Source organism: Cystobacter fuscus (assembly GCF_002305875.1).
GTDB lineage: Bacteria > Myxococcota > Myxococcia > Myxococcales > Myxococcaceae > Cystobacter > Cystobacter fuscus_A.
In genome coordinates this window covers 7,471,082-7,490,714 of sequence record NZ_CP022098.1, presented here as the reverse complement: position 1 = coordinate 7,490,714, position 19,633 = coordinate 7,471,082, and the positions used below count along the sequence as shown (strand labels likewise).

At 68.0% G+C, this 19,633-nt stretch carries 15 protein-coding genes and 1 pseudogene; 2 read left to right on the top strand and 14 right to left on the bottom strand.

The window, feature by feature from the left end; all coding sequences use genetic code 11:
* The first annotated feature begins 46 nt into the window (after positions 1–46).
* Positions 47–1,381 carry a hypothetical protein gene (locus CYFUS_RS30175; protein ID WP_095988376.1) on the top strand — a complete coding sequence of 445 codons (1,335 nt, stop codon included), beginning with the start codon at positions 47–49 and terminating at the stop codon, positions 1,379–1,381.
* Positions 1,382–1,406: 25 nt separating this feature from the next.
* Here the strand turns inward: CYFUS_RS30175 and CYFUS_RS30170 are convergent, their stop codons facing one another.
* From CYFUS_RS30170 to CYFUS_RS30135, 8 genes and pseudogenes are all read right to left on the bottom strand, one after another.
* Positions 1,407–1,946, bottom strand: coding sequence for a GNAT family N-acetyltransferase (locus tag CYFUS_RS30170; protein WP_095992317.1), 540 nt, complete (start codon positions 1,944–1,946; stop codon positions 1,407–1,409).
* Between the two features lie 35 nt (positions 1,947–1,981).
* A pseudogene (locus tag CYFUS_RS30165) lies at positions 1,982–2,236 on the bottom strand (SRPBCC domain-containing protein); the annotation flags it as partial.
* A gap of 27 nt (positions 2,237–2,263) precedes the next feature.
* Complete coding sequence (locus CYFUS_RS30160; RefSeq protein WP_232536894.1) at positions 2,264–4,723, bottom strand: acylase; 2,460 nt, start codon at positions 4,721–4,723, stop codon at positions 2,264–2,266.
* A 79-nt stretch (positions 4,724–4,802) separates the two neighbouring features.
* A complete protein-coding gene (locus CYFUS_RS30155; RefSeq protein WP_095988375.1) occupies positions 4,803–5,558 on the bottom strand; it encodes an amino acid ABC transporter ATP-binding protein in 756 nt (251 codons plus the stop codon).
* Complete coding sequence (locus CYFUS_RS30150) at positions 5,555–6,253, bottom strand: amino acid ABC transporter permease (RefSeq protein WP_095988374.1); 699 nt, start codon at positions 6,251–6,253, stop codon at positions 5,555–5,557. The genes CYFUS_RS30155 and CYFUS_RS30150 overlap by 4 nt, the downstream gene beginning before the upstream one ends.
* Positions 6,253–6,948 carry an amino acid ABC transporter permease gene (locus CYFUS_RS30145; protein WP_095988373.1) on the bottom strand — a complete coding sequence of 232 codons (696 nt, stop codon included), beginning with the start codon at positions 6,946–6,948 and terminating at the stop codon, positions 6,253–6,255. Before CYFUS_RS30145 ends, CYFUS_RS30150 begins: the two co-directional genes overlap by 1 nt.
* Positions 6,949–7,000: 52 nt before the next feature.
* Positions 7,001–7,834, bottom strand: a complete 834-nt coding sequence (locus tag CYFUS_RS30140; protein WP_095988372.1) for an ABC transporter substrate-binding protein — start codon at positions 7,832–7,834, stop codon at positions 7,001–7,003.
* 120 nt (positions 7,835–7,954) lie between these two features.
* On the bottom strand, positions 7,955–8,608 hold the full coding sequence (locus CYFUS_RS30135; protein WP_095988371.1) for a TetR/AcrR family transcriptional regulator: 654 nt from the start codon (positions 8,606–8,608) through the stop codon (positions 7,955–7,957).
* Positions 8,609–8,711: 103 nt separating this feature from the next.
* Here CYFUS_RS30135 and CYFUS_RS30130 point away from each other — a divergent pair, with 103 nt between their 5' ends.
* Complete coding sequence (locus tag CYFUS_RS30130) at positions 8,712–10,088, top strand: carotenoid oxygenase family protein (RefSeq protein ID WP_095988370.1); 1,377 nt, start codon at positions 8,712–8,714, stop codon at positions 10,086–10,088.
* Positions 10,089–10,099: 11 nt separating this feature from the next.
* On the opposite strand, the gene CYFUS_RS30125 is transcribed toward CYFUS_RS30130, so the two are convergent.
* From CYFUS_RS30125 to CYFUS_RS30100, 6 genes are all read right to left on the bottom strand, one after another.
* Positions 10,100–10,759, bottom strand: a complete 660-nt coding sequence (locus tag CYFUS_RS30125; protein WP_095988369.1) for a glutathione S-transferase family protein — start codon at positions 10,757–10,759, stop codon at positions 10,100–10,102.
* 137 nt (positions 10,760–10,896) lie between these two features.
* A complete protein-coding gene (locus CYFUS_RS30120; RefSeq protein WP_232536893.1) occupies positions 10,897–11,745 on the bottom strand; it encodes an N-acyl homoserine lactonase family protein in 849 nt (282 codons plus the stop codon).
* Between the two features lie 300 nt (positions 11,746–12,045).
* Positions 12,046–13,902, bottom strand: coding sequence for a HEAT repeat domain-containing protein (locus CYFUS_RS30115; protein WP_095988368.1), 1,857 nt, complete (start codon positions 13,900–13,902; stop codon positions 12,046–12,048).
* 67 nt (positions 13,903–13,969) lie between these two features.
* On the bottom strand, positions 13,970–16,579 hold the full coding sequence (locus CYFUS_RS30110) for a hypothetical protein (protein ID WP_095988367.1): 2,610 nt from the start codon (positions 16,577–16,579) through the stop codon (positions 13,970–13,972).
* Between the two features lie 168 nt (positions 16,580–16,747).
* Positions 16,748–18,277 carry an amino acid adenylation domain-containing protein gene (locus CYFUS_RS30105; protein WP_095988366.1) on the bottom strand — a complete coding sequence of 510 codons (1,530 nt, stop codon included), beginning with the start codon at positions 18,275–18,277 and terminating at the stop codon, positions 16,748–16,750.
* Positions 18,274–19,410 (bottom strand): acyl-CoA dehydrogenase family protein, encoded by a 1,137-nt coding sequence (locus tag CYFUS_RS30100; RefSeq protein ID WP_095988365.1) that lies wholly within the window; start codon positions 19,408–19,410, stop codon positions 18,274–18,276. The genes CYFUS_RS30105 and CYFUS_RS30100 overlap by 4 nt, the downstream gene beginning before the upstream one ends.
* Between the last annotated feature and the right edge of the window lie 223 nt (positions 19,411–19,633).

The window sequence follows — 19,633 nt, the reverse complement described above, 5'->3', positions numbered from 1 at the left end:
TGCGCTTCTGGCATGATGCGGGTCTCCCGCCGCCAAGGAGCACCCCATGGGCAGAGATTATCGGCAGCCTCGCAAGTTCGAGTATGAGTCGCTCGCCTCGAATGAGGGATCGGGAGTCCAGATCACCCAGAGCGCGCCCTTCGCGAAGGAGGTGATCCAGCTCATCACCCTCTTCAAGGGAGGGGTGCTGTCGCAGACGGGGGAGGCCCTGGCCCTCAAGTACTCGGGCTTGCTCAAGCCCAAGGGCCGGAGCGGACAGGTCCTCATGCTGGGCTGGGACCATGCCGCCTACCTGCAACGGGACGCCTTCTCGGGCCGCTACTTCCTCCGGGCGGTGTACTCCCACTCCTACAGTGGCGCCCTGCCCGAGACCCAGGCCCACCGGCTCGTTGCCCCGGGACGGAGTGAACCCCTGTGCGATGCGCAGTCGACCTTGTCGCTCCCCAAGGACAAGCACCACTGCGGAGGACACAAGAACGCCGACTGTGTCTGGCGCAAGTACACGCTTCCCCCGCTCAATTCGAAAGATCGCATCTGGATCGAGGAGCTCATCACGTTCAGCGTGACCTCCTGCTCCTTCGTCGCGCTCTGGGACGAATCCAAGGAGCACCTCTTCGTTTCCCACATGGCCTTCTCGCCCATCATTCCCGTGGCGTGGCTGGCGCTCGAGGAGCTCAAGCCCATCGAGCGTGCGTGGATGCGGATGATCGCCTCGGTGAACTCGAGCGTCGAGGAGATGAAGAAGGTCACTCAGCCGGAGCGCTTCCCAGGCGCGAACCGGCTGGCCATCGACTCCGTGCTGCTCCTGCGCGGGCGCGAGGGGCGGGATGTCTTCATGACCCACCCCTACCTGGGCCTGGACCTGTCCCAGCCCAACAACGTGAAGTACCAGGGCGCGCTCGGCTACAACAACGACTCGACCCGTGGGTTTCGCGAGCTGCCCCCCTTCCACTCCATCCTCGCGGATCTCTACCCCCTCTTCACGCGCAGCCAGAGTGCCAAGGAGATCCTCGACGCCACCGTCCGGCTGCTCCAGGGTGAGTATGGCTATGCCGCGCTCCACCACGAGGTGCTCAACCAGATCGCGCTCGCGGACCACGTGTACTACATGGGCAACAAGCAGAAGCATTTCTCCGCTCCGCGGCTCGACAACCTGCTGTACCAGCTCACGGATGGGCTGATCCACTCCGGCGTCCCCGTTCCCCAGGAGATCGTGAAGCGGTGGGGGAAGCAGGGCGCGCGGGCCGCGTTCCTCCTCGCCGAGCTGTGCGTCAAGCCCGACGCCGTGCCCATGCAGTGGCTCAAGGAGGCGGTTCTCGACGCGTGGGATCGCATCCAGCGGGGCTTCGAGCTTCAAATCAAGCACCACGACAAGTGGTAGACGCTGGAGGGTGGCTCCCGCCCGCTCACCTGGTGCCGGGAACCCGCTCGAGCATCAGCGTCGGCTCGCCCTTGTACGAGCCGCGTGTGAATTCACGGAACCCGCACTTGTGCGCGACCTTGAGGGAAGCCTCATTCCCCGGGTTGATGATGCACACCACGCGCTCTGGACCGAACCTGCCGTCCGCCCACCTCAGCGCCGCGCTCACCGCCTCCGTGGCGAACCCCTTTCCGTGCGCCGACGGAGACAGCACCCAGCCCGCCTCCTTCGCCCCCTCGAACGAGGGTTCGAGCTCCCGCCGGAAGTCCGCGAGTCCCACCTCGCCGACGAACCGGCCCGTGCTCTTCTCGCGCACCACCCAGAATCCGTACCCCATCACCGCCCAGTGGCCCACGTAGCGCAGCAGCCGGGACCACATGTCCTCGCGCGTGGATGGCCTGCCGCTGATGTACCGGGTCACCCGTGGGTCTCCCCACATCTCGAACGCTTCCTCGAAGTCCTCGCGTCGCGGGCCGCGGAGCGTGAGGCGCTCGGTGTCGATGGCGGGAATGTCGATGGCGGGCACGGGCTCCACTCCTTGGGGGTTGAACCCGCCCCACACTACTCGCGAAAGAGTCCTTCGAGCACCCGGGACCAGTGCTCGCGCATCGCCTCGCGGGCCTTCGCGTCCGGCAGCTTCTCCATGTGCACGTGGAGGGAGGCGCCTCGTGCCTTCGGCACCAGGGTGAGCTGTAGGGTCGCGGGTTTCTTCCAGCCCTTTGGCTGCCAGGTCATGCGGATGCGCTGCCCGGGCTTCACCATCGCCATGGTTTTCGGCCCCCGAGTGTTCTCGGAACGGATTGTCCCCTCGCAGCGCCTCCAGCGCCACCGCGACGTACCTGGTTACTCCCGGGTGACGGTCGTCGTCTCGAGGACCGGAGAGCTGGCAATCTCCTGCTCGGAGAAGAGGATGGGCCGCCACTGCTTCTGGGAGAAGAGCTGGAGCTGGTCGTTGAGGTGGGACGGGTCCTCGGACTCGCCGTAGGTGAGCAGGGCCCGGGCCTCCAGGCCGCTGTCGGTGTAGTTCATGGCCATGAGGAAGCTCGTCCCATAGTTGATGACGTAGCCGTCGGTGGTGAGGCCCGACGCGGAATTGATGACCGTGCCGCGCGGTGTCGGCCCGGCCAGGGTGGACTGCAGGATGCGGTAGCTGACGACATTCATCGTGCCATCCACCGCGACGCCACCGTGGAGGGCCGTACGCGTGCCACCTCGTGGGGTGAACTGCACCTGGCCCAGCGGCGTATCCACCGCGATGCTCGCATCCCCCAGTCGCAGCACGGCCTCGGCCAGCTTGTCCAGGAGCGGATCCGCCCCCGTCGCGGGCGCCGGTACGAGCGTGTTCGGTGTCTCCATGGGTTGAGCGGGCGAGAAGGCCGTGGCGAAGAGGGTGCCCGCGTTCTGCAGGGCCGCGGTGCCGTAGATGCCCATCAGCTCGCGCCAGAGGGGAGCGCCCACGCTGCTCAGGTCGTAGTGGCCATCCCACGCCGCCAGCACGGCACACGCCTGGGTGAGGTCCACGGCCTGGCCCCGAGCGTTACCCGTGGGGTTGGCCTGACAGCGCTGGACCACCTGCGCGCGCAGCAACTCGGCCGTCATGCCGCGGTTGTCGAGGACGGTGGCCTGCAGCTCCTCGAGGGTGAACCGGCCATCGGCGCCGGAGGCGCCTCCCTCGCGCACCTCGGTGAGCGCGACGAGGTTCATCCGGGTGCGGGGCGTCTGGGGCACGCGCTCGAAGCCGTGCAGGGGAGAGAAGCCCTCCAGGGGCTGCGCGGGGTTGGCCAGCCAATAGCTGTCATTGGCGTTGAAGACGAAGTCGCGGCGGGACCGCTGCGGCACCCGGGCGAAGGGAACGAGCCCCGGGCTGCGCGCTCCGGGCTCCACCACCCACTCGTTGATGGCGGTGCTCCCGTCGAGCAGCACGATGCCCTGGGCCAGCAGCGTGGCCTGCGGCGAGCCGGGCGTGGCGACCGCCTGTTGCCACTTCGTCAGCGCCTCGGCGCTGAGGTTGGGCGTGGCCGAGGCATCCGTGTACCAGGTGTTCCCCTCGCGATCCGTGGCCATGGTGTTCACCCAGGGGCTGCCCTGCGCGGTGGCGAAGACCTCCTGGTACTGCTGGAGGCTGGTGGCCCGTCCCATGCCCAGGAACTGGGTGAAGAAGGTGGTGTTGTCGAGGTTGGCGTCCCGGTAGCTGACGGCGACGGAGCCGGTCCAGCCCAGGCCGGGCAGGGCCAGCAGGGGTCCATGGTGGCTGCTGTAGAGGGTGCGGGAGACGTCCTTCAGCGAGCCATCGGGCTGCAGCACCTGGAGGGTGAAGGTCCGGGCCGTCATCTGCCGCTCCTGACCCTCATACAGATACGTGGTGGGCTTGCCGGGGACGAGCTTCAACAGATAGGCCGTGAAGCGCGAGCCGGACGAGAAGGTATGCGTCCAGGCCACGTCCTTGTTGAAGCCGATGACGACACCGGGCGCGCCGAGCAGGGAGACGCCATAGACGTCGAGCTGGCCGGGCACGGTGAGGTGGCTCTCCCACAGCCGCAGCTCGCCCTCCCAGGGGAAGTGCGGGTTGGCCAGCACCATGCCGCGCCCGTTGGCCGTGCGCTCGGCGCCCAGGGCCCAGCCGTTGCTGGCGAGGCCCGCCTCCTCGCGCGGTGGCAGCGCGGGCGGTACGGACTGCACGCCCTTGGGGCTGGGGGGCTGCGCCGCGGCGATGGCGTCAACGAAGCGGTAGCCGCTGGCCGTCAGCGCGATGTTGATCAGATAGGCCACCATCTCGTCCGCGCCAATGGGGCGCAGCCAGGGCTGCCCGGCGCAGGACAACCGCGTGGCTCCGGGGCTCTCCAGGAAGTGGTTGTAGCCGGTGGTGAAGCCTTCGAGGAATTGACGGGAGTCCTCGGGCTGGGTCTCGAGGCCGGCCCGGCCGCGCTCGAGCAGATCCAGGGCGTGGTAGGCGAAGTCGCTGGAGAGGTGGGCATCCCCGGCGCCCGCCCCGAAGAAGCGGGCGCGCTCGCCGCGAACCTTGATGATCTGATCCGCCAGGGTGCAGGCATGATCCTGGGCGAAGGCATATCCCTGACCGAAGCCCACGCCGCCGAGGTTGGAGGCGCTGATGTGGGGAATGCCGTGGGCGGTGCGGCGGATGGTGGCCCGGTAGCGGGGCTCGGGCTCGGGGGGCTTCGGCTCCGGCTCCGGACAGCCCGTGGAGGCCACCAGGGCCAGGGACAGCAGGAGGGTGGGCCAGCGAGGCGGACGCGCGGACGCGTCAGACCGTACGAAGCAGTCCGAAGGGGAGTCAGTGTGCATGGGGATGGCCCCGAGTGTAGCGATGCCGTCTCCCCCGTTCAATTCCTGGCCCGGAGCCCTATCCTCCTGGGGAGTTCCCTCAGTGGCTCGCGTCGGGCGTGCCCTGCCAGGGAGACAGCACGTCGGCCAGGAACTTCTGTGCGCGCGGGTGTTCCGGCCGGCTGAAGAAACGCTCCGGCGTGGTGCGCTCCAGGACGCGGCCCTGGTCCATGAACAGCACGCGGTTGCACACGTCCCGGGCGAAGCCCATCTCGTGCGTGACGACCACCATGGTCATGCCATCGCGCGCCAGCCCCTTCATCGCCTGCAACACCTCGCCGACCATCTCGGGGTCGAGCGCACTGGTGGGTTCGTCGAACAGCATCACCGGCGGGTTCATCGCGAGCGCCCGGGCGATCGCCACCCGCTGTTGCTGTCCCCCGGAGAGCTGCGCGGGGTAGGCGGACGCCTTGTGCGCGAGCCCGACGCGGTTCAAGAGCGACATCGCCAGCTCGTTCGCTTCTCGCGGCGGGAGCTTGCGGAGGTGGGTGGGCGCCAGCGTGCAGTTCTCCAGCGCGGTGAGGTGGGGAAACAGGTTGAACTGCTGGAAGACGAAACCGATGCGGCTGCGCAGCGCGTTGACGTCGACGCCCTGGCCGTAGATGTCCTGGCCGTCCAGCAGGATGCGGCCCTTCTGGATCGGCTCCAGCCGGTTGATCGTGCGGATCAGCGTGGACTTGCCGGAGCCGCTGGGGCCGCACACGACCACCACCTCGCCCTGGGAGACCTCCTCGGTGATGTCGACCAGGGCATGGTAGTCGCCGTACCACTTGTTGACGTTCTCGAGCTTGATCATCGCGTTCCCGGGTGCGAGGTGCCCGCGGCCAGCCGCCGCTCCAGCCAGAAGGCGAAGCGCGACAGGCTGAAGCACAGCACGAAGTAGGTGAGCGCCAGCAGCAGATAGACCTCGGCCGGCCGGGTCAGCAGCTGGGTGTTGATCTGGGTCGCGACGAAGGACACCTCGCCGAGGCTGATGATGTAGCCGAGCGAGGTCTCCTTGATGGTCGACACGAACTGATTGACCAGCGAGGGCAGCATGTTGCGGAGCGCCTGCGGGAGGATCACCAGCCGCATGGCCCGCGGGTAGTCGAACCCGAGCGAGCGGGCGCTCTCCATCTGGCCCTTGGGGATGGCCTGGATGCCGGCGCGGATGATCTCCGCGAGGTAGGCGCCGTCGAAGAGCACCAGCGCCGCCAGCATGGTGTTGAACTGGTCGGTCACGTGCCCGGTGAGTGTGGGCAGCAGGAAGTAGGCCCAGAACACGACCATCAGCAGTGGCGTGCCGCGCACCACGAACACCACGGCGGTCACCGGCCAGCGCAGGAGGCGGTAGGGCGAGAGGCGGCACAATGCGAGCACGATGCCGACCGGGAAGGCGAGCACCAGGGCGAGCGCGGCCAGGACCAGCGTCAGCGAGAGGCCCCCGAGCGGACCGTCCGGATACTGTCCGATCAAGTAGTACAGCCAGTAGGTCTGGAGGATCTCCCACATCAGGCGCTCCGCACCGGATGGTGATGGTGGTACCAGGCGGAGGCCCCGGTGATGGCGAGCGAGATCATCAGGTAGGCCCCGGTGGCGAAGGCAAAGGACTCGAAGCCGCGGAAGCTGGCGCTCTCCACCTGCTGGGCCTGGTACATCAGCTCGGCGACGCCGATCACCATGGCGATGCTGGTGTTCTTCCACAGGCTGAGCGTCTGGCTGATCAACGGTGGCACCGTCAGGCGCAGCGCCTGCGGGAGGATCACCAGCCGCATGGCGCCGAGGAAGCTGAAGCCGAGCGCGCGACTGGCCTCCATCTGTTCCTTGGGAATCGAGCGGATGCCGCTCCGGATGTCCTCCGACATATAGGCGGCGGTGTACAGCACCAGCGCGATCACGGCGCTGGCGGCCTCGAAGTTGCGCTCGTACAGCCAGAGCTTGAGCGCCTCTGGCAACACCTCCGGCGCGCCGAAGTACCAGAACAGCATGTGTGCCAGGAGCGGCACGTTGCGGATCGCCTCGACGAACACCACGCCCACCGCGCGCAGCATCGCGAGCGGCGCGAGTCTCAGCACCGCCACGAGCAGCGCGAGGGGCAGTGCGAACACCAGCGTGATCAACGCGAGCTTGATGGAGAGGGCGAAGCCGCTCACGAGCCAGTCGTGGTACTGGCCGGACAGCAGCAGCGAGACATCGAATGAGTTCATGGGCCGCTCGGGACGACGGCCCGCTCCGGCGGGAGCGGGCCATCCGCCGGGCTCAGTCGACCTTGTCGGTCTCGATCTTGAACGGGCGGCTCGGGAACTTCATCTTGGTGGTCGGGCCGAACCACCTGGTGAACAGCTTCTCGGCCTCACCCGAGGCTTCCAGGTCACGCAGCACCTTGTTCACCTGCTCCCGGAACGCGGGCTCGCCCTTCTTCAGACCCATCGCGAGATGCTCGGTGGACAGGTTGTGGGGAAGGATTTCGTAGTCCTTGGCCACGGGGCCCAGCTTGGAGAAGTCGTCGATCAGCGACGTCTCGTCGTTGACGTAGGCCACGCCCTTGCCCTGCTGTAGCGCGAGGAAGGCCTGCGGGCTGTTGTCGAAGGAGACGATGACGGCCGTCGGCACCGCCTTCTTGGTGTTCTGCTCCATGGTGGAGCCCTTGACCGTCAGCACCTTCTTGCCAGCGAGCTGGTCCAGGCGGGTGATGCCGCTCTGCTTCTTCACCAGGACCTTCTGACCGGTGATGAAGGTGGACAGCGAGAAGTCGATCAGCGCCTCGCGCTCCTTGTTGTGGGTGAGCGAGGCGGCCAGCAGATCGACGCGGCCCTGCTGCAGCTCGGGGATGCGTGCGGACACCGCCAGCTGCTTGAGGGTGAGCTTCACGCCCAGGCTCTTCGCCACCGCGTTGCACAGGTCCACGTCGTAGCCGACGAGCGCGCGGCTGGCGGGATCCTGGATGAAGCTGAAAGGCTCGTCGGTACCGAGTACGCCACAAGCCAGCTCGCCCTTCTTCTTGATGTCCTGCAACTGGTCGGCGTGAGCTGGCGACAACGGAGCCAGCGTGAGGGCACCTGCCATCAGCAACATCAAACGCTTCAGCATCATGGACATCTCCTTCATACGGGCCGAAGGCGCCGCACGAGGGGGGGTGGGCGGCACGAGTGGGGGGGAGGCAGCCTAGCCTGGGGCAGTGAAAAGCCCAACAGGCAACAGTCCCTCTCGGGCTCAGCGGGAGCGTGAGGGCTGGCTCCGGCGCGGCGTGGCGGGGACGTCCTCTCCCGTCACCGCCCGGGCAATCCGCTCCGCGTCCGCGGTGGTGATGCCGAGCGAGGCGAAGACGCCACTGACGAAGAGGCTGGCCAGGCCTTGAGCCAGGGCGCGGCCTCGCAGTTGCTGCACCAGCGCATGGGAAGCGGGCAGGGAGGCGCCCGAGCGCACCAGGGCCGCCAGCTCCGGCCAGAACGCCTCCAGGGAGCCCTTGAGGGCTTCCGGGGCATCGACCTCGTGAGACGTCGCCGTGTAGTCGACATGCGCGGGATCCGTCGCGATGCGATAGAGGGCCGGGTTCTCCGCCGCCCAGCGGATGTAGGCCACGCCCGAGAGCCGGAAGGCCTCGCGCGGGTCGGTGCTCCCCTGGGTCGCCGCGACGAGCGCCTCGCCGAGCCGCCGGTTGCCCTCCTGGGCGAGCGCACTCAACAGCGCCTGGCGGTCCGCGAAGTGCTTGTAGGGCGCCGCGGAGGACACGCCGACACGGCGGCCGACCTCGGCCACGGTGAGCGCGTCCACGCCTTCCTCGCGGATGAGCTCGATGCTCGCTTCCAGCAGGGCGCGCTTGAGATCCCCATGGTGGTAGGGGCGCGCGGGCTTCTTTCGAGTCATGTGTGGTACCGGATTGGACCGGAAACGAAGTCCATTGCAAAGTAAGTAAGACTCACTTACTTTCAATCCCGTTGCGGGTCCACCCTTCCGAGGAGCAGTGTCGATGACCAGCCAGAACGCCGTGAGTCCTCTCCTGCGGTCGCTCTCCCGGCCCCACGGCTTCGAGCCGTTGCGGGTCGAGGGGCGGCTTCCCGAGCCGCTCCGGGGCACGCTCTTCCGAGCGGGACCGGGCCTCTTCGAGCGCTTCGGTGCGAGCCTCTCGCATGCGTTCGAGGCGGATGGAGCGATCACGGCGGTGCGTTTCGAGGGCGGTGGCGCGCGGGGTGCCTGCCGCATCGTCGAGAGTGCCGGCTACCGCGCGGAGGAGAAGGCGGGGCGGTTTCTCTTCAACTCGGCGGCCTCGTGGCTGGACCGCATGCGCGCCGCGCGCGCCGCCACGGGGAAGACGACGGGGAACACCTCGACCTTCTGGTGGCAGGACCGGCTCTTCGCGCTGATGGAAGGTGGCCTGTTGCAGGAGATGGACCCGGGCACGCTGGACACGCTCGAGGCCACGGACCTGGGCGTGGTGACAGGCGCCTTCTCCGCGCACCCGCACCGCGTCGCCTCGCTGCGGACGACCTTCAACTTCGGCGTCCGCTATGGCTCGAAGATGCTCATCGACCTCTACGCGCTGCCGGATGAGGGAACCCCCTCGAAGCTCGGCACGGTCGAGGCGCCCTGGCACGCCATGCTGCACGATTTCATCGCGACCGAGCGGCACCTCATCCTCTTCCTGGGGCCGGTGAAGCTCAATCTCCTGCGCGCGATGATGGGCCTGGCCGACTTCACGAAGCTCTTCCAGTGGAAGCCGGAGCTCGGAGCGCGGCTCATCGTCGTTCCACTGGACGACATCCAGAGGCCACGCACCTTCGAACTCGATGCCTTCTGGACCTGGCACTTCGCGAATGCCTTCGAGGAGGAAGGCGGTCCGAGCATCGACCTGTGCCGCTACCCGGAGTTCTCGCTCGACGGCATCGGCGAGGTCGAGGGGAAGGGGCCGCCCCCGGTGCTGACGCGCCTGCACCTGGACCTGAAGGCCGGGAAGGTGCGTGAGACGAAGCTCTTCGACGCCCCCTGTGAGTTCCCGCAGCTGCACCCGCGGGTGCACGGGGCGCGCTACGGCGCCCTCTTCGCGCAGACCAGGCGCCAGGGCGCGGACCGGAAGTACCCGGGGATTACGCGCATCGCGCTCGACGGCGGGAGCGGCGCGGAGTGGGCCGTGCCGGCCGGGCATGTGCCGAGCGAGCCCGTGCTCGTGCCGCGTGGCGAGGGGGAGGATGACGCCTTCGTGCTCGACCTCGTCTACGACGCGACGAGCGACCACTCCTATGTCGCCGTCCTGGACGGACAGCACCTCGAGGACGGTCCCGTGGCGACCGTGCACTTCGACCACCCCATCCCCGTGACGTTCCACGGGGGCTTCGCCGCCGCGAGCTGAGGCACCCCGGCTCAATCAGAGTCGTTCGGTGGCTGGGCGGTGTTGGTCGCCAATTGCGCGGCGAAAGCCCGCTTGTAGGCGGGCCGCGTTTCGCCGCGGGCGACATAGGCAGCCAGGTTCGGGTATTCGTCCAGAATACCCGACGATTTCAGCCTGAGCAGCACCGACACCATCAACAGGTCGCCCGCGCTGAACGCACCATCGAGCCAGTCGGCATCGCCCAGGCGAGCGGAAAGTTGTTCCAACCGGGCGCGGACACGACCCTCGACCAGCGGCAGGCGCTCCTTGCTCCAGGGCTTGTCGTCCTCCAGAAGCCTGGCGTTTGCGAGCTCGAGGATCGGCGGCTCCACCGTGTTGAGCGCGGCAAACATCCATGTGATCGCGCGCGCTCGGGCATTGGCATCCTCCGGCAGCAGTCCCGCATGGTGCTCGGCGATATGGAAGACGATCGCGCCTGTCTCGAACAGGGCGAGATCGCCTTCCTCATAGGTGGGAATCTGGCCGAAAGGATGAAGTGCCAGATGCGCGGGTTCCTTCATCGCGCGAAACGAAACAAGGCGAACCTCGTAGGGTTGGCCCACTTCTTCAAGCGCCCAGCGAACGCGCGTATCACGCGCCAGTCCCTTGCCGCCATCGGGTGACCGCTCAAAGGCGGTAATGGTGATGGTCATCGTGAGGCGCCTCCTTGGCGAAAATCATCGGCTGGGGGCTGGCAAGCTGTCAAACGCATACAAACGCATAGGAGGGACAGGGGCGCCCTCAAGCGCGGGGCGAGCGAATTGACCGAAGTGACGCGTCAGCCCCGGGGCTACTCCAGCGGGGCCGGAAACGCCGGCAGCGCGGTGAAATCCTCGGGCACGTGCTGGCGGATCACGCGGGCGCCGGAGGCCTTCGCCAGTGCTTCCACGCGGCGCATCGACTCGAGCGTCTGTTCGCGGCTGGTGTTGAACGACGGCACCAGACGCCGCTCGCGCGACTCGCGCAGATGCCACAGGTCGCCGGTCAGCAGGACGGCGCCGGCCTTCGCCGTCTTCACGAGCAGCACGGTATGTCCGGGCGTGTGGCCGGGGGCCGGGTGGATCGTCACGATGCCGTCGCCGAACACGTCGTGTGCACCGTCGCCCTCGAGTCGCACGGTGTTCGCGTGCTCCAGGGCACTGTAGGCGGCGAGTTCGCCGCGCTCGCGGGCCGCGTCGGAGAACGCCGCGGCGCGCTCGTCCGCATCCACGATCCACGTCGCGCTGGCGAACAGATTGGCGTTGCCCGCATGGTCGAAATGCATGTGCGAGAACGACAGGAAGTCGATGTCGGCCGGTGCCAGCCCGAGCTCGCGGAGCTGGGCGGTGAGCTTCCTCGGGACCTCGATATGCAACGGTGCGCCCTGGGGACGCAGGCCGCCCGGCATGTCCGCGATGCTCTCGGGGACGCCGGAATCCCAGAGCAGGTCGCCCTTCGGATGGCGGATGAGGTAGCAGGGAACGACGAACGCGCGGGCGACGCCTTTCATCGAGCCATCGTCGACCAGCGAGCCGACGTCGGAGTAGTCCACGTGGCCGCAGTCGAGCGCGTAGAGTTTCACGGCGGGCGGTGCGGCGACGCCGGGTGCGAATGCGGTGTGAGGGCTGGCGCAGGCGGTGAGCGCGAAACAGGCGGACAACAGGCGGATGGCTTTCAGGGGTCGCTCCGGAGGGGATGGAGAGGTGGAAGACGAGGGGAGGGTGATACGGTGTCGGGTGGGCCCCGAACAGGTGTCCCCGAACAGGTGTCAAAGGACCCGAATTGGTTTCAAGGGACTCCCCGAAATCGAGCGCACCCCAGCGGGGGCCGTCACATCCGCCAGCACCTTTCGCCTGCCTCCACACTGCGGCCCAGGGGGGGCGGGCTGGAGCGCAGGGGCCGAGGAGGCCCAGCGGCCTTGACGCGTCGGTCAATCATTTCCTTCTAACGAGTTCGTGCGTCATGTCTCCAGCAGGCCGCGAATACGCGAGCGGATCTGCCGATCCGGCACGTCCTGGGTCAGCAGGAACTCCAGCAGATCTCTCACGGCCGGCTCGGTTTGCAGGTAGGGCGCCACCAATGACACGAGCGGATGATAATTCTCGGTCTTCATTCCGCCGGAGAGGGCCACATCACGCAGCCGCACGAGCGTGTCCGAGTCCAGGGGCCGCCGGCCCAGCGAGTCCATCGCCGCGGCCTGGACGGGAGCCTCCGCGTCCACCACCAGGGACAGCAGGGTGCTGGCCGCTTCGGGTGTCTGGATCTTCCGCAGCGCCTTGGCCGTGGCTCGTCGCACCTCGGCGCTGGACGAGCCGGCATGGCGGGCGATGAGCGAGGTCTGCTCGGCGACTCCCGCGTTGCCCAGTCCGAGCAGCAGGTGGCTCTGCTCCGAGGGCGTCCGGGCCTCGCCCAGATCCGAGGCCAGACGCCGTACCGCGGCGAGGGCCTCGACGGACTGCTCCTGACGGTAGAGCGCTCCGGCGGTCGCGCCCAGCACGTAGGCGCTCGACACATGGAGGTCTCCCTGGGTGGCCCCGTAGGTCCGCTCCGCGAAGCGCACCGTGTCCACGGTGGGCTCGCTCACCAGGGACAGGCGGCTGAGCAGCATGTGATAGCGCGTGTCGCCCCGTGCCTCCTTCGTGGAGAGAGCCTGGACGAGCGCGGCCTGGGCTTCGGGCGTGCCCGTGCCGGCGAGCAGATCCAACACCAGCGCGCGGCCCCGGGTGTCCAGCGAGGGCCGCTGGAACAGCTCCACCATCTTCGCGCACAGCTCGGGGTGCTGCTCCAGCAGCCCCGTGGCCTGGAGCAGGAAGTGGTTGTGATCCGGCAGGACGCCCCCGTTGGCGTGGAGCTCGAGCAGGGAGAAGAGCCGCTCGGCCGTCATGCCATCCACCTGCTGGGTCAGCATCTGCGCCCGTACCTTGGGATCCACCACCAGGACTCCTGGCGCCAGCCGCTGGGTCGCGGCCGTGCGCGCGGGGTCCTCCCGCTCGACACGGCCGTGGGTCCCGCGCACCAGGCTCACCCGGACCTGGGTGGAGGCCGTGGGCTCACCGTTCGCACCCAGGCGCTCCACGGTCTCCTCGCCCACGAGCCGCTCCCAGAGGCCCTCGTGGGCCAGGGACGCCTCGAAGCGCGAGGCGAGCCGCACGCGTCCGTCTTGCCCCAGGCCCCGGAGCTCCGTGTACCGCGTGCGCCGCTTGAGCAGCCTCACCCCCGACGCGTCCTCTCCCAGCCGCTCGTACTCCGTCAGGGCGCGACCCCGCGAGGTGCCTTCCTCCACCGTCCACGAGGCGCCGTCCTTCACCACCACCTGGAGCTCCCCCACCAGGGTCTGCACGGTGTTCTTGAAGAGCGAGGGGTCTTCCTCCCGGAAGGAGACGGCCTGGACGAGGCCCTCCTCGCTGAGCTCCAGCACCGCCTCGCGTCCGCCGAACACCGCCTCCACGGTGGCCGTGTCCGGGAGGACCTCCTGGCCGAAGACCCGCAGCGAGTGCCGCTGGAGGTTCTCCAGTCTCAGCGCCACGAGCCACGAGCCGCCACGTTTCCCCTGACCCCGGAGGACCAGGTCCCCCGCGAGGTGGAGTCCTCCAGCCAGCGCCTGGTCCTTCTGGGGGCCAGCGAGCTGGACCTGGGTCCGGGCCTCGTAGTCCAGTCGGTAGGTCCAGCGCTGTCCGGTGGGAACGTGGAGGCGGAAGGGCGCGGGGGAAGAGGAGGCGTCCTGGGAGGGAGTGGGCGAGCCCAGGGCATTCCAGAGGGCGAGGAGGGAGAGCAGCGCGAGCGGGATGCCGGCGACGAGCGCCTTGCGCGGGTTCATGAGGAGGTTCCGGGTGGGGGAGGGGAAGGGCGGGGCTCCGGTGGGACCGGAGCCCCGAGCAGCGCGGTTACAGCAACTCCTGGAGGTCCGCGACCGGCACCGAGAAGTCCCGGTCGAAGAGCTTCAGGTCGTAGTGCAGGCCGTCCCAGCTGATGAGGGTCTGCTCGAAGTTCTTCTCGAAAGGCCAGACGCCCACCTCCGCGTAGCCGGCGATGCTTCCGGACAGGAAGGTGAACTTGAGATCCGCGCGGCCGGCCAGCTGGAGCCCGAGTTGTTGGCTGTTGTTGGCGCCGTAGGACAGCTCCGCGACGGTGTTGAGAGGGATTCCCGCGTGCACCAGCTGGAGCTTGCCCTTGACTCCCGCCTCGACGATGAAGAGGTCCACGCCCGCGTACAGCTCGGCATCCACCGAGGCATAGGGCTCCACCCGGCCGTTCACCCCGATGGAGGACACGACGCAGCTCGTCGGCGTCGGCCGGGTCAGCTTGTGCGAGGCGTCGAGGGCGTAGTTGAGGCCCACCGTGCCGGCCACCTTGGCGCCGAGCGTGACGGGCACCACCACGATGACGAAGTGGGTCTGCACGTCCACGAACGTCTTGCTGGCCGACTTCGCGCCGGACACCAGGTTGTACGTGCCGGCGATCAAGTCCTTGTGCTCGTCCACCAGATGGATGGTGTTGTCGAGGACATCCAGGTCGATGTCGGCCCGGACATCGGACACCGTGGCCTCCGCCTGCACCAGGGAGACGCCGTGGCCGAACGCGCTGCCAGAGGCCTTGAAGAAGCCATGGACCCGGGGGGACATGACACACGCGTCGGTCTTGCTCAGGTTGTCGACCGACAGGGACACGTTGTATTCGGCGGAGGCGCCAAAGGTGTCATTGCCCATGCTGTAGCTGTCTCCCGACTCCCACTTCAGGCGCGGCTTGTCCGTGACGGGATCCAGCAGCCCTCCGGCCACGGTGGACAGGGCCTTGAGGTAGAGGTCCCGGCGGGTGAAGTACGTCTCCAGCATGGTGGGGCTGAGGGTGTAGTTCGTGGGCGGGTAGTAGACCGTGCCCGCCGACATGGCCTTGCTCTTGAGGGCGGCGAAGTTGTCGTCGGTGTAGTCCATGCACCTGGCGTGTTGCTGCTCGCGCTTCCCCTGGTACAGCGAGGTCACCCGCTGCGCGAAGCGCTTGGGAGACCAGTCACACGCGGCGGCGCCTCCGCCGCGCTGGAAGGAGAGGCAGCCGCGTGCCTTGGCGTTGAGCAGGGCCGCCTCGATGGCGTCATCCAGGGCCTCCAGCCGGTAGAGCAGGCAGATGATCTGATTGCCCGAGCAGGCCAGCGACACCACCGGGATGTCGAAGATGGGGACGTTGGGGATGGTGGGGGTGATGGGCGGAAGGGTCGGCGGAAGGGCCGACGGGGTGGACGCCACGGACAGGGAGGCCGGGGCGAGGCCAGGCAGGGTCATCGGCGACAGCACGTCCAGATCCCACCGGGCCGCCTGGATCACGCTCGTGGGATCCGGGTTCCAGACGGGATCCCTCCAATACTGTTCCGAGAAGCGGCCCGGACCCGTTCCTCCGGTGGTGTACACGGGCAGCGGCTTGGGCTGGAGCTTGGCGGCGAGGGTCGCCGCCAGGGACTCGCGCTGGGCGAGCAGCGCGGCGAAGTCCTCCTGCAGCCGGTCCATCTCATACATCTGCTCGTCCAGCAGCCCCGCGTTGGTCTCGCTCATCGCCTTGTGCCAGCTCCAGCTCTCGTTGTAGTAGCTGGCGCCCTGGTCGATGGTGGGCTTGAGCGTGCTGTCATTGAAGACGACACCGGTGAGTGACAATCCATTGCGGTGCAGGTTCTTCAGCGTGACGGTCACCAGGCCCGGCAGGATGGTGACCTGATCCTTGTCACCCGTGGCGATCGAGACCTTGTCGCCGGCGGGCAGCGGTACCGTGAAGAATTGATTCTTGGGCAGACCCGCCTGGAAGGGGATGTTGGGAGTGAAGGGCGTACCGTCCTTGCCGCGCAGCACGGGGTTGACGATGCCCCGCGTCCCGATGGCCGAGGCCGGGGTGACGCCATTGACCGCGGGCGCGTACGCGGTGTTGAAGATGGCGCGGTAGTTGTTGCCCAGCTTGACGAAGGCATCCTCGAAGACGCTGTAGTCGTAGTACTTCTCGTAGACATACTCGTTGCACGAGTCGATGACGTTGCCGTTGGCGTTCCACGCGGCGCGCTGTTGCTGGCGCTGACTCTCCAGGAGGCTGGCGTACAATCCGGAGGAAGGCAGATAGGTCTGGGCCCTGTGCACGCCTCCCAGGTAGAAGCCAGACAGGCCACTCATGGTGCGCGTGTTGGGGTCCTCGTTCTGGATGTAGGCGAGCTTGGTGGCGGCATCCGGCGTGAGGCTCGTGTTGTTCACGTCGCGGGTGGGAGGCACCACCACGGTGCGCTGGGGCGCGCGGGCCGGGAGGGAGTTGGCCGCCTGCTGGATGAGGGTGTTGCAGGTGGCGTTGGGGTCCGTTCTCGCCTTCTCACGGGCCTGGAGGGCGCACTCCGTCACGGGGTTCTGGCAGTCCGCCAGGGTGGGGAGATACCGGCCGCACTCCGCGGCCTCGGCCTGGGAGAGCGGGGACATGAGGATTCCGCTCGCGGCGATGCCTGCCGCGAGTCGGCGGATGGGGGAAGACATGCGGGACTCCGTTCGAGGAAGAGACGGCTCCGCTCGCGCCCGACGTCGGGGCACGGCGGGAGCCGGAGCTGTCCGGAGGAGGGCCTCGCGCGCGGCCTCCCCCTCGACTCTCCTACGCGCCTTTTCCTGTTTATTCCCGGCGGGATTTCTGGAGTGGGGCCGACCCGCTCATTCGCTCGACGGGCGCCGCTGCGCCAGCTCACGCAGCGCCCGCCGATCGAGCTTGCCATTCTGCGTCCGCGGCAGCTCCGGCAGCACGCGGAGCTCGTCGATGATCATGTACCGCGGGAGCCGATCGGCGCAGTGCCGCTTCACCTTGATCAGCGAGGGCGCTGTCTCGGAGGCGCTCACCAGGAAGGCCACCAGCCTCGCCTCGATGCCGGAGCCCGCGGCGACCACGCCCACTTCGCGGATGTCCGGGTGGGTGAGCAGCGCCGCCTCGATATCTCCGGGCTCGATCCTCCGTCCCCGCACCTTCAGCATGTTGTCGCGGCGCCCGAGGTACTCGAAGCTTCCGTCCGGGAGCTGGCGGCAGAGGTCTCCGGTCGCGTACGGCCGGTCCTCTTGAGGCGGCTGGCCCCAGTAGCCCAGCATCACCGTGGGCCCCTCCACCATCAACTCACCCACCTCGGCGTCGCCCCCCTGCCGTGCTTCCTCGGAATCCGCTGGCGGCCGGGCCAGCCAGACCCGATCTCCGCAGCTCGCGCGGCCGATCGGAACCGGCTCGGTGCGCTCGGGGGCAATGTCCGTCACCTCGTGGAAGGTGCAGACGTTCGTCTCGGTGGGGCCGTAGAGGTTGAAGAACCGTGCGCCTCGCAGGTGCTCGCGCAGGGGTCTCAGGTGCTTGATGGGGAAGGGCTCTCCCGCGAACAGCATGGCCCGGAAGGGCAGCTCCGGGTGCTTCAACAGCCCACCGTCCTGCATCATCAGGATGAGCGCCGAGGGCACCGAGTACCAGACGGTGAACCGCTCGCGCAGCACCAGCTCCACCAGCTTCTCGGGCGCGAAGGCCAGCGTCTCCGGGATCAGGGTGACGGAGGCGCCGCCGAGGAATGCCGCATAGAGATCCAGGACCGAGAGATCGAAGAAGAACGGAGCGTGGTTGCTGAAGCGATCGGCGGGGGTGGTGCCCAGCAGCTCGTGACACCACTGGATGAAGGCCAGCGCGTTCCGCTGGCTGATGCACACGCCCTTGGGCGTTCCCGTGGAACCGGACGTATAGAGGATGTAGGCCAGCTCGTGGTCACCCGAGCCATGCCAGGGCAGCGGCTCGGAGGAGAAACCGGACAGCCGGGCCCACGCGAGCTCCGGGCCCTCGTCGTCCACCAGCAGGAAGCGGAGCCGGTCCATGCCACCGTCGCGCAGCCCGGCCGCGCGTGTGGCGGTGGTCACGAGCACGTCCATCCGGCAGTCCTCGAGGATGAGCCGCGTCCGCCCCGCCGGGTTCAGCGGATCCAGCGGGACGTAGGCGGCACCGAGCCGGGCGATGCCCTGCATCGCGGCCACCGCGCGCGCGGACTTCTCCGTCCACAGGCCCACCCGATCCCCCTTCTTCACCCCCATCTCCCGCAGGGCGCGGGCGATCCGGTTGGCGAGCGCGTCCAGTTGGCCGTAGGTGAACGTCTCATCCGGGCCCTTGACGGCGATGGCCTCGGGGGTCCGCGCCGCGGTGCGGCTCACGATCTGATCGAGTGTCATAGGCCCAGGTGGCTGGCGATGATGTCGCGTTGAATCTCGGAGGTGCCGGAGAAGATCGTGCTGGGAATGGCGTCGCGCAGCACCCGCTCGATTCCCGTCTCGGTCATGTACCCCATTCCGCCGTGGATCTGGATGGCGTCCAGGCCGCACTGGACCGCGGCCTCGCTGATCGCCAGCTTCGCGAGCGACACTTCCATCACCGCCTCCTCGCCTCGATCCATCCGCCAGCAGGCCTGGTACAGCAGCAGCCGCGAGGCCTCGAGCCGCTGCTTCATGTCCGCCAGCCGGTGGGAGATGGCCTGGTTCTTTCCGATCGGCCGCTTGAATTGCTTGCGCTGTCGGGCGAAGTCCACCGTCTGCTCGATCACCCGCTCCATCACGCCCACGTAGCCGGCGAACAGGCACGCGCGCTCCCACTGCATGGAGCGCTTGAAGAGGGGTGCGCCGTGACCCTCGGCACCGAGCCGGGCGGAGGCGGGCACCCGGCAGCCCTCCAGATAGATGGGGGAGGTGGGCGAGGTGGACAGCCCCATCTTCTCGAAGGGCCTTCCCACCGAGAGGCCCGGCGTGTCTTTCTCGAGGAGGAAGGCGCTCAAGCCCATGTAGCCGTGCGCGGGGTTGGTGACGGCGTAGACCAGGAACACGTCGGCGGACGGACCGTTGGTGACGTAGCTCTTCCCCCCATCGAGCACGTAGCTGTCGCCCTCGCGCACCGCGCGCGTCTTGAGGGCGAAGACATCGGAGCCGGCCTCTGGTTCGGAGATGGCGTTGGCGCCCACCCACTCCCCCGAACACAGACGTGGGAGGTAGCGGGCCTTCTGCTCGTCGTCCCCACTCTCCAGGATGGGAAGCACGCACGCGAAGAGGTGGGCTCCCACGGAGAAGACCAGGCCCGTGTCGGCGCAGCCACGCCCCAGCGCCTCCATCACTCGCGCGGTCGTCAGCGTGTCCAGCCCGAGTCCTCCGTGACGCTCGGGCACGGGCAGGCCCAGGAAGCCGAATTCACCACACCGTTGCCACAGCTCACGAGGGAGACCATGCCCGGTGTGCCTGTCCTCGGCCAGCTTCGCCCGGGAAAAGGCCAGTGCTCGCTCGTATAACTCTGTCTGTTCGCTCGTCCAACTGAAGTCCATGTGTTCCTTGACGCGCTGGTAGACCGCCGGGACGAAGGACTGCGCGCTCCGGAAGTCTGGTGCCTGTGTGCCGTCTGGGCCTCGAGGCTGCGTGCCGAGACCTTTCTGGATGACCCCGGACTCTCTCCCTCTCTGGCGCGAACCGTCAAGACACATGGTGGACGCGGGGCGAGCGTCGCGGTGGGCAATCTTCCAGATCGAGAAGCTGGAGGTGCCGGAATGT

Bases quoted from the DNA above. Each gene is read 5' to 3' on its own strand.
- CYFUS_RS30175 (WP_095988376.1), top strand. From the start codon at position 47: ATGGGCAGAGATTATCGGCAGCCTCGCAAGTTCGAGTATGAGTCGCTC.
- CYFUS_RS30160 (WP_232536894.1), bottom strand. From the start codon at position 4,723: ATGCACACTGACTCCCCTTCGGACTGCTTCGTACGGTCTGACGCGTCC.
- CYFUS_RS30155 (WP_095988375.1), bottom strand. From the start codon at position 5,558: ATGATCAAGCTCGAGAACGTCAACAAGTGGTACGGCGACTACCATGCC.
- CYFUS_RS30150 (WP_095988374.1), bottom strand. From the start codon at position 6,253: ATGTGGGAGATCCTCCAGACCTACTGGCTGTACTACTTGATCGGACAG.
- CYFUS_RS30145 (WP_095988373.1), bottom strand. From the start codon at position 6,948: ATGAACTCATTCGATGTCTCGCTGCTGCTGTCCGGCCAGTACCACGAC.
- CYFUS_RS30140 (WP_095988372.1), bottom strand. From the start codon at position 7,834: ATGATGCTGAAGCGTTTGATGTTGCTGATGGCAGGTGCCCTCACGCTG.
- CYFUS_RS30135 (WP_095988371.1), bottom strand. From the start codon at position 8,608: ATGACTCGAAAGAAGCCCGCGCGCCCCTACCACCATGGGGATCTCAAG.
- CYFUS_RS30130 (WP_095988370.1), top strand. From the start codon at position 8,712: ATGACCAGCCAGAACGCCGTGAGTCCTCTCCTGCGGTCGCTCTCCCGG.
- CYFUS_RS30125 (WP_095988369.1), bottom strand. From the start codon at position 10,759: ATGACCATCACCATTACCGCCTTTGAGCGGTCACCCGATGGCGGCAAG.
- CYFUS_RS30115 (WP_095988368.1), bottom strand. From the start codon at position 13,902: ATGAACCCGCGCAAGGCGCTCGTCGCCGGCATCCCGCTCGCGCTGCTC.
- CYFUS_RS30110 (WP_095988367.1), bottom strand. From the start codon at position 16,579: ATGTCTTCCCCCATCCGCCGACTCGCGGCAGGCATCGCCGCGAGCGGA.
- CYFUS_RS30105 (WP_095988366.1), bottom strand. From the start codon at position 18,277: ATGACACTCGATCAGATCGTGAGCCGCACCGCGGCGCGGACCCCCGAG.
- CYFUS_RS30100 (WP_095988365.1), bottom strand. From the start codon at position 19,410: ATGGACTTCAGTTGGACGAGCGAACAGACAGAGTTATACGAGCGAGCA.